Annotated in this window: 12 protein-coding genes; 5 read left to right on the forward strand and 7 right to left on the reverse strand. The window is 65.8% G+C overall.

All coding sequences use genetic code 11. The annotated features are described in order from the left end of the window. Positions 1 to 70 precede the first annotated feature (70 nt). The 7 genes from LN047_RS27855 to LN047_RS27885 form a co-directional block, all read right to left on the reverse strand. Positions 71 to 1,354: a putative Na+/H+ antiporter gene (locus LN047_RS27855; protein WP_373980790.1), complete on the reverse strand. Its 1,284-nt coding sequence runs from the start codon at positions 1,352 to 1,354 to the stop codon at positions 71 to 73. Between the two features lie 124 nt (positions 1,355 to 1,478). Then, entirely contained in the window at positions 1,479 to 2,375 is an 897-nt protein-coding gene (locus LN047_RS27860; RefSeq protein ID WP_056327150.1) for a hypothetical protein, read from the reverse strand. Then, the gene (locus LN047_RS27865; protein ID WP_373980791.1) at positions 2,372 to 4,297 is read right to left on the reverse strand and encodes an iron-containing redox enzyme family protein; all 1,926 of its coding nucleotides are present in this window, start codon (positions 4,295 to 4,297) and stop codon (positions 2,372 to 2,374) included. The genes LN047_RS27860 and LN047_RS27865 overlap by 4 nt, the downstream gene beginning before the upstream one ends. Before the next feature lie 35 nt (positions 4,298 to 4,332). Beyond that, a complete protein-coding gene (locus LN047_RS27870) occupies positions 4,333 to 5,241 on the reverse strand; it encodes a fatty acid desaturase (protein WP_373980792.1) in 909 nt (302 codons plus the stop codon). Next, positions 5,241 to 6,026, reverse strand: coding sequence for a sterol desaturase family protein (locus LN047_RS27875; RefSeq protein ID WP_373980793.1), 786 nt, complete (start codon positions 6,024 to 6,026; stop codon positions 5,241 to 5,243). The genes LN047_RS27870 and LN047_RS27875 overlap by 1 nt, the downstream gene beginning before the upstream one ends. A gap of 101 nt (positions 6,027 to 6,127) precedes the next feature. Continuing rightward, positions 6,128 to 7,042, reverse strand: a complete 915-nt coding sequence (gene dapA / locus LN047_RS27880; RefSeq protein WP_373980794.1) for a 4-hydroxy-tetrahydrodipicolinate synthase — start codon at positions 7,040 to 7,042, stop codon at positions 6,128 to 6,130. 344 nt (positions 7,043 to 7,386) lie between these two features. Then, the gene (locus tag LN047_RS27885; RefSeq protein WP_373980795.1) at positions 7,387 to 7,872 is read right to left on the reverse strand and encodes a GAF domain-containing protein; all 486 of its coding nucleotides are present in this window, start codon (positions 7,870 to 7,872) and stop codon (positions 7,387 to 7,389) included. A 143-nt stretch (positions 7,873 to 8,015) separates the two neighbouring features. On the opposite strand from LN047_RS27885, the gene LN047_RS27890 reads away from it, so the two are divergent. The 5 genes from LN047_RS27890 to LN047_RS27910 all read left to right on the forward strand — a co-directional run bounded on the left by LN047_RS27890 (position 8,016) and on the right by LN047_RS27910 (position 12,859). Then, complete coding sequence (locus tag LN047_RS27890) at positions 8,016 to 9,212, forward strand: PLP-dependent aminotransferase family protein (protein WP_373980796.1); 1,197 nt, start codon at positions 8,016 to 8,018, stop codon at positions 9,210 to 9,212. A 120-nt stretch (positions 9,213 to 9,332) separates the two neighbouring features. Next, the gene (gene ubiA / locus LN047_RS27895) at positions 9,333 to 10,259 is read left to right on the forward strand and encodes a 4-hydroxybenzoate octaprenyltransferase (protein ID WP_056327135.1); all 927 of its coding nucleotides are present in this window, start codon (positions 9,333 to 9,335) and stop codon (positions 10,257 to 10,259) included. Between the two features lie 116 nt (positions 10,260 to 10,375). Continuing rightward, positions 10,376 to 10,780, forward strand: coding sequence for a DUF1090 domain-containing protein (locus LN047_RS27900; protein ID WP_373980797.1), 405 nt, complete (start codon positions 10,376 to 10,378; stop codon positions 10,778 to 10,780). A 360-nt stretch (positions 10,781 to 11,140) separates the two neighbouring features. Then, positions 11,141 to 11,536 (forward strand): DUF4148 domain-containing protein, encoded by a 396-nt coding sequence (locus tag LN047_RS27905; protein WP_082586414.1) that lies wholly within the window; start codon positions 11,141 to 11,143, stop codon positions 11,534 to 11,536. A gap of 204 nt (positions 11,537 to 11,740) precedes the next feature. Then, entirely contained in the window at positions 11,741 to 12,859 is a 1,119-nt protein-coding gene (locus LN047_RS27910; protein ID WP_373980798.1) for a saccharopine dehydrogenase C-terminal domain-containing protein, read from the forward strand. Positions 12,860 to 12,889: the final 30 nt, after the last annotated feature.

Raw genomic sequence — 12,889 nt, forward strand, 5'->3', positions numbered from 1 at the left:
GAGTCCGGCCCAGCGTGCAGGCCCCGGGCCGCGCCCGGGGGGCAGACCGCCCGGGCAGGCGGACGGCTCGCTACACGGGCAGCAGGAACATCAAGGCCGCCACCAGGGTCGGCCCCAGGGCGCACAGGAACAGGCGCCCGGACGAGATGCTGCCGTCCGGGAAATGGTTCTTCAGGATCGCGAAACCGGCCGGGTTCGGCGCATTGGCGATCACCGTCAGCCCGCCGCCCGTGACCGCGCCGGCCACCAGCATGTAACGCCAGGCCTCGCTGGTGCCCTCCACGAGCGAACCCAGGTAGGTAAGCGCGGCGTTGTCGGTAATCGCCGTGAGCGCGGTCGCGCCCCAGAACAGGACGAAAGGCTCCAGCCCTCCCAAGAGGTCCTGCAGCCACCATTTCTGCAGTCCGCCCAGCACCACCAGCCCGGCCAGGAAGAAGCCCACCATCAGGCCTTCCTTGATCATCAGACGGTCCTGGTGGCGCTTGTAGGCCTCGGCAAACCCGATGAACATCATCAACAAGCCCAGGAAAATGGCCGGATGATGCGCAGTCAGCACGATGGCGATGAGGAACACCAGGTGCACCGCGATCACCAGGGCGGGAACTGGGCCACGCTTGCCGGGGCCTTCGGGGGCATCGACGCCACCGCGGGTGCCCACCGAGCCTTCCAGCAGCGCCTTGCGGCAGATGAACGTCAGCAGCCCCGCATTCAAGCAGACCGCCAGCGCCGCGCGCCAGCCGAAATGCTGGAGCATGAAGGCCGAATCCCAGCCGAACGTGCTCGCCACCATCAGGACGGGCGGCGCCGCGTAGGACGTCAGCACGCCGCCGATGGACACGTTCACGAACAGCACGCCGAGCGTCAGGTACTTGAAACCGGCCCGGCCGCTGCTGCGGAAGTAGGCGTCGCGCAGCAGGATCGCGGCCAACGTCATCGCGGCCGGTTCGGTGATGAACGAGCCGCCCAGCGGCACCATGGCCATCACGACGAAGAAGGTGGACAGCTCGCGCGGCATGGGTAGGGCTCGCGCGACGATGCGCACCAGCAGCCCCACCAGCTCAAGAATCGGCCGGCTGGCCGCCACGACCATGATCGCGAAAACGAACAGCGGCTCCGTGAAGTTGCGCGTGTCCATGTAGTCGATGGCGCCCGCCGGTCCGGCCAGCGCGGCCATGGTCACGATCAGCGCGAACGCCCAGACGCCGAAGACGGCCTCGACCTCGGAGAACAGATGCCAGAAGCCCGCGTGCGGCCCCCCTCGATGCGCGAGCCGCGCGAAGAAGGGAACCGAGAAAGTATGGAGGACCGCCACGGCGAACAGGATGGTGGCGATGACCTCTAGCGTCTGAGGCATTTGCGGCATTTCCTAGGGTGCCGGGCGGCTACGGGCGCCGCCGGGCTTGTAAGACAAGCGTCGCAATATAGCCCAGCGCCCGGCCGGTGTAACGCCGGGTCAACACTGATCCCTGCCGCCTTTTCTATGCGATCGGGGCCGGCGGCTCGGCGCCCGCCTGCGCCGCCTTCATCTCCATCAGCAGGCTATGCAGCATTTCCGTGGACAGCCCGTGCAGCACCAGCCGGTAGCCCGCGCGCAGCGTGGACATCGGCACCAGCGGATGGTTGTTGTTGACCAGGATGAGGTGCTGCGGAGCCCCCAGCAGCTTGGCCGCATAGATGCCCACGGTCTCGTCAAGCTGAAGCGAATTGGCCGCGCGCCAGAAATCGTTGTCGGTCAGCAAAAGCTGGTAAAGCGGCGTGAACAGCTCGATGGCGCTTTGCAGGTCCAGGAAATTCAGCTTGCCCTGCGGCATGTCCTCCAGCCGGATCGGCGGATCGCGCAGCATCGAATAGTCCACCGTCTGCGGGGCATGCATCTCCACGCCCGCGTCGCGCAGCGCCTGGTTCAGCCGGATGACGAAGTTAAAGAGATTCAGGTCGTGCTTGACGAACAGATCGTCCTTCAGATCGTCGATCGTCATCGGCTCGAGCGGCGTCGTGCTGATGGGCACCGGCGAGTTCGCGGCGATGAACGACAGCGCCTGCGCCCCCAGATGGAAGTGCCGCAAAATCAGCCAGTTCGCCTCGGGCGACACGAACCGCTTCAAGCCCCAGGCCAGGATGCGGTGCAGCAGCCGCGAATGCGACCAGCGGCGCGGCAGGAATGTCTTGACGATCTGGATCAGGATGATGAAGGCGCGCGCGATCGGCCGCAGGAACGGCAGCAGGTATTGCCGCGACGCGCAGCTGGAATCCGTCAGCCACGCTTTCTTGACCTTGTCCGGCAGCGGCGTGCTGCGATCCAGGTAAAGGGCCAGCCAGGGGCTGGGGTCTGCCGGATCGTGTTCCCGGGCAAGGAATTCGGGTTCCTTCTTCATGCCGCATCCGCCTCCATCACATGATGAAACTGCATCAGGTAAAGCGCCGCCGTGCGGCGCGCGGTGTCGACGATGCGCTGTTCGGCGCGCCCATCCTCGTCGCAATCGAGCGCCAGTTCCACCGCCGACAGCCACCGCGCCAGATGGTGCTCATCGTTGTGGCCGTGGTACTCCAGGAAGCGGAAGGCGTCGGGCGGCAATTTCAGGCTGGCCTTGAGCAGCGGCAAGAGCGCAGGCACGATGCGTTGCCCCGTGCCTTCGATGATGTAGATCGCGCCCAACAGGCCGATGGGGTCGCGCGTGGCGGCCACGCTGTGCAGATAGGCGTTCAGCGCTTCGCCGCCCGGATTGCGGCGCAAGGCGTCGATGCTGTCCACCGCGCCGCCGGCGTTGCGATAGTCCTGGAACAGGATCTGGAAGTCGTTCTGCTCCTCGCCCGCGTGCATGTCGATCAGCGCGGCCAGCGGCGCGTATTGCTCGGTCAGCGACGCGGCGCCCTCGCGCATCCACTTGCTGCCTTCGCGCACCTGCGGAATCCAGTTCTCCATCCACGCCAGGTAGTCCGCGGTCTGGAACTGCCGGTTGCGCAGACGCCGGATCACCGGCGTGCGCCACACGCGCGAGCGGTAGTCGTGCCAGATCGCCGCCAGCTCGGTCAAGAGTTGTCCCAGGCCCTGCGGCGCCATGTCGGGATCATGCGGCGGCGCGATCGCGTCGGCATCGGCGGATCCCGCATCCTCGCGCGCGGCCGCGGCGGGCGCACCGGCAGCCACTGCAGGCGTTGCATGCACCGCTTCGGCCTCCAGCAGCATGTAGGCCGCCATGAAACGTCCGGATTCGGGGATGTAGCAGAAGATCTGCTCGCCCGGCTTGACCTCCCGCGTTTCCAGGAACTCGGCCAGCATGATCATGATGGATGCCGCGCCCGTGTTGCCGCGCCACGCCAGGTTGCTGAACCAGCGCTCGCGCGGGATCACCAGCCCGGCCTTCTCCATCAGGTCTTCCACAACGGGAATGAATTTCTCGGACGAGTAATGGCACAGGAAATGATCGACCTGGTCCGGATCCACCCATCCGTCGCGCACCAGCTTGGCGTACTCGTGGATGCCGATGTCGAACAGATGCGGCAACAGGCGGATGTCCTGGCGCAGCGACAGCGCACCGTCGGTCTCGGCCTCGTTCCACGAGGGGTAGTCCAGATGCCCCTTGCTCCGGTCGGCGGACAGCCCGAGCTGCATGCAGACGGGATAGTCGCCCGAGAACGCGCGCTGATGCACCCACTTCAGGCGCAACCGCACGCCCTGCGAGGCGCCGGGCAGCGGCCGTCCGCTGTTGCCCAGCAATACCGCGCCGGCCCCGTCCGACAGCATCCAGCGCAGGAAGTGCGCGTCGAAGTCGGCGTCATAGCCGCGCGCGGCAAAGCGCGAGCGCTTGAACAGGCGCGACGGCAATTCGCTGGCGACCGCCAGCGCGCTGGCATGCGCGCCCAGTTCGACGCCTTGCGCGGCCGCCTGGATCGCCGACACTCCGGCAGCGCAGATGCCATGCACCGACAGCGTTTCCATGGGCGGCGCGGCCAGCTCGCCCTGGATCATGTTGGAAAACCCCGGCATCAGCGCATCGCCCCCGGACGAACCGCTGGCCAGCATCGATATGGCCGACAGGTCGGTGTCGTGGCGCCGCAGGCAATCGCGGATGGCGTTGGCCGCCAGCTGCGCATTGGAAAACACGGTCGTGCCCTCGGGGTCGATGGCGTAATAGCGCTGCTTGATGCCGTTCTCGGCCAGGATGCGGGTCTTGATCCGGCTGGACATGCGGTTCAGCGGGGCGATGTAGTCATCCATGGCCTCGTTGGACACGGGCTCGCCCGGCATGAAATAACCGGCGCTCTCCAGGTAGACACGATGAAACGCAATGGGCATGACGGATCTCTGGTTGAAAAAGGGGGAGTGCGGCGCTAGCGGACGTGCTCGGGCGCCATGCAGGAACGGCTGCGAAACCTGGGGATGAAGGCGCCCAGCACGAACACGCGGAACATGTAGGGCGCAAGGCCGCGCTCATTCAATTCGGCGCGCACGCGGCCGCGGTAGTGCTCGCGATGCAGGCGGGTCAGTTCGGACCAGTGCGCGCGCGGATGTTCGTGGTGCGCAGTGTGCAGGCCAATGTTAAAGAGCAGCGGATTGACCAGCCCCTCGAAGTTGCGCGCGTAGTTCAGGCCCGCCACCTGCCGCGGCCCGCCGTCCGCGTGCGCGTGCTGCAGATAGTTGGTGGCCAGCAGCCAATGCAGGCCGTGAAGCTGCGGCACGATCACGAACACCAGCGCCTTGACAGGATTCACGGCGATGAGGCCGGCCCACAGGCCCAGCCACGCGCCGTACTGCGCCATGCAATAGCGCCAGGCGCCTGGCCAGTGCCGGCGCAACCGGCCCAGCCACGCAAAGAACAACGGATACAGCACCCAGGCCGCCTGCACCGGATGGATAACGTAGCCCCACAGATGGTTGGTATCGCCGCCAAACCGATAGGTGCGCGCCACATCGCGCGCGCCGTGCTTGAAGCGGTGGTGATTGGCGACGTGGGCCGGGTAGAACACGAACGTCGGATGGCCCTGCAGCAACGTGATCCAGAAATCGGTGATGCGGTTGGCGCGGCGGCCGCGCCACATCCTCAAGTGCGTGTGATTGTGATGGATGACGCCGATGCCCAGCGTCAGGAACAGCATCAGCGCGTAGGCCGGCCACCAGAACCCGTGGAACCACTGCCAGCCGGCAAGCAGGGGCAGCGCGGCCAGGTAGGCCAGGCTCTGCCAATCGCGCCGGTTGCGCAGCGCGGGCAGCGTGCGCCGCGGGCCCAAGCTTGGCGCCACTATGCGGAGCCTCGCAGGCCGGCGCCGGATTCGCGCTGGCGATGGGCCTGCAACTGGCGCTCGGCGGCGTCCGCCCCCAGCCGCGTGCGGAACAGGCGATCCATGAAGGTGAACTGGAAGCCGTAGTTGCCGTTGTAGCAGGCATGGTGCAGATGGTGCCGGCGGCTGGCGGCAAACCAGTGCGCGTACGACACCTTGGGAAAGAAATCGTAGTTGGCGTGACCGATGCAATTGAAGAACAGGCTGAACAGCGGCACCGACAGCAGCGACCAGAAGCTGAAATCATGCACCACCATCGGCAAGAGGATCACGTTGCCCAGCATCAGCGCCTCGATGGGATGAAAGCTGTAGGTCGAGAACGGCGTGGTTACGACCGAGCGGTGGTGCGGCAGGTGAAAACGGCGCAGCAGCCGCGTATGCAGCAGCCGGTGGTTGATCCAGAAATGCACGTCGTTCCAGGCCACGAGCGCCAGGATTTCCAGCACGATCTGCTGCCAGCTCGCGTCCGGGTCCAGGCGCGCCCAACCCAGTTGCAAAAGGCCCCACGGGAAGATCATGCCGGTGCCGAACAGCAGGATCGACAGACCCGACTGCGCCAGTTCGCGCCGCAGTTGTCCCGGCGCCAGGGGCCGCGGATCGAGCGGCCGGCCCAGGCCAAGGGCCGGCAGGACGTGCCGCGTCAGCAGCCAAGTGGCCGCGCCAAAGACCAGGTAGATGCCGCCGAAAAAGAGCAGCCCCGCCAGCATGACCTGCCAGGCGGACAAGGCTTCAAAAGCTTGGCCCATGAAGGTTTTGTTTCACCCCGAAGAATGGCCGCATCATAAGCAATCCGTCAGCTTCCCGGTAGGGCAGGTATTACCAATTGAATCCGGACGCCACAAACCGCTCATGCCGCGCGCAGCGCCGGCCCACCCGCCGGAAGCTGCCGATCCAGCGCATCCACCGCGGCATCCAGCTGCGCCGCGAGCGCCGCGCTGGCCGGCAGCATGGGCAGGCGCAATTCGTTCGACAGCAGCCCCTGGCGGGCAAGTTGCGCTTTCAGCGGCCCCGGATTCGGCTCGCCGAACGTCAACCCGATCACTGGCGCCAACGCATGAAACAGGGTCCTGGCCTCGTCCAGCCGCTGCTCGCGCACCGCGCGGTGCATGGCCACGAAAAGATCGGGACGCACATGCGCGGCGGCAGCGATCATGCCCGTGGCCCCCAGGCACATTGCGGACAGCGACTGCAGGTCTTCGCCCGCCAGCACGTTCATCTGACCATCGGCAATCAGCGCCACCGTCTTTTCCAGGGATCCGCCGCAGTCCTTGATGGCGGCGATATTCGGGTGCGCCGCCAGCGCCAGCAGCGTGGACGTGTCCAGCGTGGTGCCGGTCCGGTACGGAATGTCGTAGAGCACCAGCGGAAAGCGCGAGGCATCGGCCAGGCAGCGGAAGTAGGCGGCGGCGCCTTCCTGGCCCGCGCGCACGTAATACGGCGCGGGCGCCAGGATGCCGGCCAGCGGCCGCGTACCGAAGGCCGACAGCCGCTGCAGCACATGGCCCTGGTGATTGCCGGCCAGTCCCATCACGATGGGCAGCGGGCCGGCTTCGGCCAGCACCGCGTCCAGCACGGCGAGCTGCTCGGCATCGTCCAGGGCCGCCGCCTCGCCGGTGCTGCCGCATACGACCAGGCCGTCCACGCCCGCCGCCAGATAGTGACGCACGAGGCGGCGCAGGGCTCCGCCGTCGACATGGCCGCCCGAAAACGGCGTGACCAGGGGCACCCAGACACCCTGGAACAGAGATTGATTCGATTGCATGAGAACACTCCTTCGTATGGACCGTTGGGGGACCGTACAGAAGTGCTCGGGATATCAGTGGGGGTGCGCGCGGGTGCGCCAAAGCGCTGCCGGCAGGCCGCTGTTCCGTCGCCCATCTGACGGAACAGCATGCTCCGGTCAGATGAGCGGCTGTTTTTTGGATTTCAGGCCGGCGGCAGCCAGCACCACGCCAAGGGCGCGGAGGTGGCTAGCAGTCTGGTGGGCCTGATGAATCATGAATGATCGGGGACGCGATAGGCGGCGGATGCAGCAATCTACCGGGCGGGCGCGGCGGTGTCAACGACAGGCATTTCCGGCCGAATCCGGTGGCCGCGGGACGGCAGTCAGCCGAGCGTCGCGAGGAACACCTGGCACAGCGCTTCCATGCCCTTGCGGTCGTCTTCGTCGAAGCGGTCCGGCACGGGGCTGTCCACGTCCCACACGCCAATCAGTTCGCCCCCGTGCACCAGCGGCACCACGATTTCCGAACGCGAAGCCGCGTCGCAGGCGATGTGGCCGGGAAAGGCATGCACGTCCGGCACGAGCTGCGTCTGGCGCTGGCTGGCTGCTGCGCCGCACACGCCGCGATCAAGCGCAATGCGCACGCAGGCGGGCTTGCCCTGGAAGGGGCCCAGTACCAATTCCGTGCCGTCGAAGAAATAAAACCCCGCCCAGTTCAGTTCGGGCAGGGCCTGGAACGCCAGCGCGCTCAGGTTCGCGGCGTTGGCGATGCGGTCGGGCTCGCCTTGCAGCAGCGCACGCGCCTGGACGGCCAGTTCGGCATACAGGGCGGCTTTGGACTCGGCGACGATGGGAGCGGCTTCGAACATGGAATGTAACTGTACAGGCGGTTATCGATGCAGGTGATTTTAGGGGTTCCCCCCGATAAAGGGGCCGGGCTGTTACCGTATGGGACAATACTTTGTTGTCAACCGTATCACCCGACCCACCCTTCTTGATCAAGAAGCACTCCATGGACAAGCCTATCGAACCTGCGTTTTCCTTTTCGGAACGCGCCCTGCAACTCACCAGCTCCGCCATCCGCGAGATTCTCAAGGTCACCGAGCGCCCCGAAGTCATTTCGTTCGCAGGCGGTCTGCCCGCGCCCGGCGGCTTTCCGGTAGAAGTGGTGCGTGCGGCATTCGACAAGGTCCTGTCCACCAACGGCCGCGCGGCCCTGCAATACGGCCCCACCGAAGGTTATGCGCCCCTGCGCAAGTGGGTCGCCGATGAACTGACCGCGTCCGGCGCCGACGTCGCCCCCGACCAGGTCCTCATCGTCTCCGGCTCGCAGCAGGCGCTGGATCTGCTGGGCAAGGTGCTCATCGACAAGGACAGCAAGGTGCTGGTCGAAGACCCCAGCTATCTGGGCGCGCTGCAATCGTTCAGCCTGTACCAGCCGAACTTCGTGCCGGTGCCCACCGACGAAGGCGGCCTGATCCCCGAAGCGATCACGCCCGAACTAGCCGCCGGCGCCCGCTTCCTGTACGCCCTGCCCAACTTCCAGAACCCGACGGGCCGCACGCTCAACCTGGAACGCCGCATCGCGCTGGTCAAGCGCGCCGCCGAACTGGGCCTGACCATCGTCGAGGACGATCCCTACGGCGAACTGCGTTACGCCGGCGAGCCGCAGCCCGGCCTGATCGCGCTTGCCAATGAATACGGCGCGAACGTCGTCCGCCTGGGCACGTTCTCCAAGGTGCTGGCGCCGGGCCTGCGCCTGGGCTACATCGTTGGCGGCCGCGCCCTCATCAACAAGCTGGTGCAGGCCAAGCAGGCCACGGACCTGCACACGCCCACGCTGACCCAGATGGCCGTGTACGAAATCGTCAAGGACGGCTTCCTGGCCGAACACCTGCCGAACGTGCGCGAGATCTACCGCGCCCAGGGCAGCTGCATGCTGGACGCCATCCAGAAGGAATTCCCGTCCACCGTCACCTGGACCAAGCCGGAAGGCGGCATGTTCATCTGGCTGACGCTGCCCGAGCACATCGACAGCACCAAGCTGCTCGAAAAAGCCATCGCGCAGAACGTGGCCTTCGTGCCCGGCGCGCCGTTCTACAGCGGCGAAGGCAAGCGCAACACGCTGCGCCTCAGTTTCGCGACCGTGCCGGAAGACAAGATCCGCACCGGCATCGCCATCCTGGGCAAGCTGCTGAAGGCGGAATGACCAGATCCGAAGCCGTCCCTTGACGGGGCGGCGCGGATGCCGTGATTACCGATCGGCCGGGCGCAGCGCCCGGCCGTTGTTTTATGCTGTCGGCTTTCCCGACCTCTTTTGACCGAGACAGTGAGCGCTTCGCAACCTTCCCCCGCCGACCTCAGTGACATCGTCTTCACCGACTGGGTCGAACGCTGGCTTCCGAAGTCATGGCGTCCCTATGCCCGCCTGTGCCGCCTGGACCGTCCCATCGGCACCTGGCTGACCCTGCTGCCGGCGATCGCCGCGCTGGTCCAGGCCGCGGGCGGCCTGCCCGACTTCAAACGCCTCATCGTCTTCTCGCTGGGCGCGTTGCTCATGCGCGGCATCGGCTGCACCGTCAACGACATGTGCGACCGCAACTTCGACAAACACGTCGAACGCACGCGCTTCCGTCCGCTGACCAGCGGCCAGCTGTCGATGAAGAACGCCATCTGGTTCCTGCTCGGCCAGCTGCTGGTCTGCGGCTCGCTGCTCTTTTTCCTGAACGATATGAGCCGCTGGCTGGCCGTGGCGGTTCTGCCCTTCGTCTTCATCTATCCGCTGTGCAAGCGCGTCACGTACTGGCCGCAGGTCGTGCTGGGCATCTGCTTTAACTGGGGCATGCTCATGGCCTGGTCGGACACGCAGAACCATGTGCCGCTTGCCGCCATCGCCATGTGGATGGGCGCCGTGCTGTGGCAAGTGGGCTACGACAGCATCTACGCCTACGTGGACGTGCGCGACGATCGCAGCCTGGGCCTGCACTCGACCGCCATGCGCTTTGGCGACCAGGGCAAGCTCTGGATCGGCGGTTTCTACGTGGGCACGGTGCTGTTGTGGGCCTGGGGCGGGCATGCGATGGGCCTGTCGTGGGCGTATCAGGTGGGCATGATTGCCGTGGCGGCGCACCTCGCGTGGCAACTGAAAGTCTTCGACATTCAGCGCCCCGACCGTAACTTCATGCTCTTTCGCGCCAACCTGTGGCTGGGCGCGCTGCTTGTCGTGGCCGCGCTGGCGGGTGCGCTGATCCGCTGATCCCCGGCAAGCGCCACGGCGCCCGGCCGTGGCGCTTGCCGCTTTGGCCCGCCTGTTTGCGGGATTGCCGCGCGCGGGCGATGATGGCCCTTCCGCCCACGTCACGGAGTCACCGCATGCCCGCATCGTTCAAATCCCTCACTGTCGCCGCCGCCGCGTGCGCCCTCTTTGCCGCAATGCCGGCGCAGGCCGCCACCGACTGCGCACCGCTGCGCGGTTGCGCGGCCAAGTTCTGCCACATCGAAAACGACATCGCCGCCGCGCAGGCGCAGAACAACACGCGCCGCGAGGCAGGCCTTCGCAAGGCGCTGTCCGAGGCCAAGGCAAGCTGCACCGACAGCCGCCTGCAATCGCAGCGCGAAGCCGACGTGCGCGAGAAGCAATCCAAGGTCACCGAGCGCCAGCAGGAGCTGAAAGAGGCCAAGGCCAAGGGCAAACAGGACAAGATCGACAAGGCCCAACGCAAACTCGACGAAGCGCAGGCCGAATACAACGACGCCCTGGCCGATCTGAACCGCTGATCCGCCGCAGTCTGCTGGCCAGGGCGGCTCGCCGCACTGGCCACCTCCTTCCGGCCGACTTCCGGCCATCTCCTTCTGGCCGACTTCTGGCCCCCTCCCCCTGTCTTCGCCGCACCCGCCAGCCCCCGGCGCGCTGCCGGAAATCTGACACGTCATCCCATGGAAATATCGCCACCCATGGCGCCAACATGGACAATCCATGTCGATTAGCCATGATTATGGAAAGATGTTTTCAAGGAATAAGGGTTTATCCCAGGGTTGTTTAGGCACAGAATGCCTCTCATCGGGACACAGCAAGCGAGCCCCAGGCAATCAGGTCTGAGGCTCGAATCCCAAGCTCACAAGACTCGGAGGTCTGCCATGAAAACCCTTGCTACCGCATTGATGTTGTCCATGTCCGTTCTGGCCGCCGGCGCCCAAGCCGCCGAAGCCGACCAAGCCACCACCCGCGCTCAGGTTCAAGCCGAGCTGCAACAAGCCAAGGTTTCGGGCCAATACACCTTCGGCGAAGAAGGCTATCCCGCCCCCATCGCCCAGCGCAGCAGCCTGACCTCGCAGCAAGTGCAAGCTGAACTGGCCCAGGCCAAGAATGCCGGCCAGGTCACCTTCGGCAACATGGACTACCCGCCCGTCGCGGCGTCGGCTTCCGCCTCGACGCTGACCCGCGCCCAAGTTGAATCGCAACTGGCGCAAGCCAAGACCGAAGGCCTGGTGACCTTCGGCAACATGGACTATCCCCCCCACCTGGGCAGCTGATCCACGGTCCGCGCCGGCCGTGAATCACAACCAGGCAGCCCTCTGGCCTCAAGCCAGAGGGCTTTTTGTTTGACGCTTCGACAGATAAATAAGTCATAACGACGTTACTTAAAGCCGATTCGACATTTTTGCTGCTACAAATCGACAGCACTCCCGCATAGGATTGAGGCCACTTCCCTTCCCTCTCATTGCAGGAGCAGCATCATGTCCACGCACACCAAACCCATCGTTCTGTTGGGCGCCGGAAAAATCGGTTTCGCGATCGCGCTGATGCTGGAACGCAGCGGCGATTATTCGGTTCTGGTCGCGGACCAGGACGCCGGCCGCCTTGCCGTGCTGGCTGAGCTGGGCTGCGAAACGCAACAGGTAAGCGACGACGCCGGCGTGGCCCGCTGCATCGAAGGCGCTTACGCCGTGGTCAATGCGCTGCCCTTTCATCGCGCAGTCGCGGTGGCGGGCCTATGTGCCAAGGCCGGCGTGCATTACTTCGACCTCACCGAAGACGTCGCCAGCACGCATGCGATCCAGGCGCTCGCCAACGAGGCGCGCGGCGTGCTCATGCCGCAATGCGGCCTGGCGCCCGGCTTCATCGGCATCGTCGGCAATGCGCTGGCGCGCCGCTTCGACACTCTGCTGGACCTGCGGATGCGGGTCGGCGCACTGCCGCGCTATCCCTCCAACAGCCTGCGCTACAACCTGACGTGGAGCACCGAGGGGCTCATCAACGAATACTGCAATCCGTGCGAGGCCATCGTCGACGGGCAATTGACCAGCGTGCCCGCATTGGAAGGCTACGAAACCTTTGCGCTGGACGGCGTCGAGTACGAGGCCTTCAACACCTCGGGCGGCCTGGGTACCCTGCCCGCCACGCTGCTGGGGCGCGCCCGCAACGTCGACTACAAGTCGGTGCGCTACCCCGGTCATTGCAGCATCATGAAGCTGCTGCTCAATGACCTGCGCCTGCGCGATCGCCGCGATCTGCTCAAGGACATCTTCGAGTCGGCCATCCCCACCACCGAGCAGGACGTGATCGTCATCCAGGCATCGGCCTCCGGCTATCGGCATGGCCGCCTGGAGGAAGAGTCGTATCCGATCCGAGTGTTCGGTGCCGAGGTGGACGGCCATCGGCTCAGCGCGATCCAGTTGTCCACCGCTGCCGGCATCTGCGCCGCGCTCGATCTGGTGGCGCACGGCGTGCTGGCGCAGCAGGGCTTTGTGGGACAAGAGGCCATCGGTCTGGACGCCCTCCTCAACAACCGCTTCGGCCGCATCTATGCGGGCAAGCCGCTGGCGCTGGCTGGCTGCGCGGTAGCCGACCGCTAGCGGTCCCGGGGCAGCACGCGCGACCCGCAC

Origin of the sequence: Achromobacter sp. JD417, from assembly GCF_041879325.1 — a bacterium.
GTDB classification, from domain to species: Bacteria; Pseudomonadota; Gammaproteobacteria; order Burkholderiales; family Burkholderiaceae_B; genus Achromobacter; species Achromobacter mucicolens.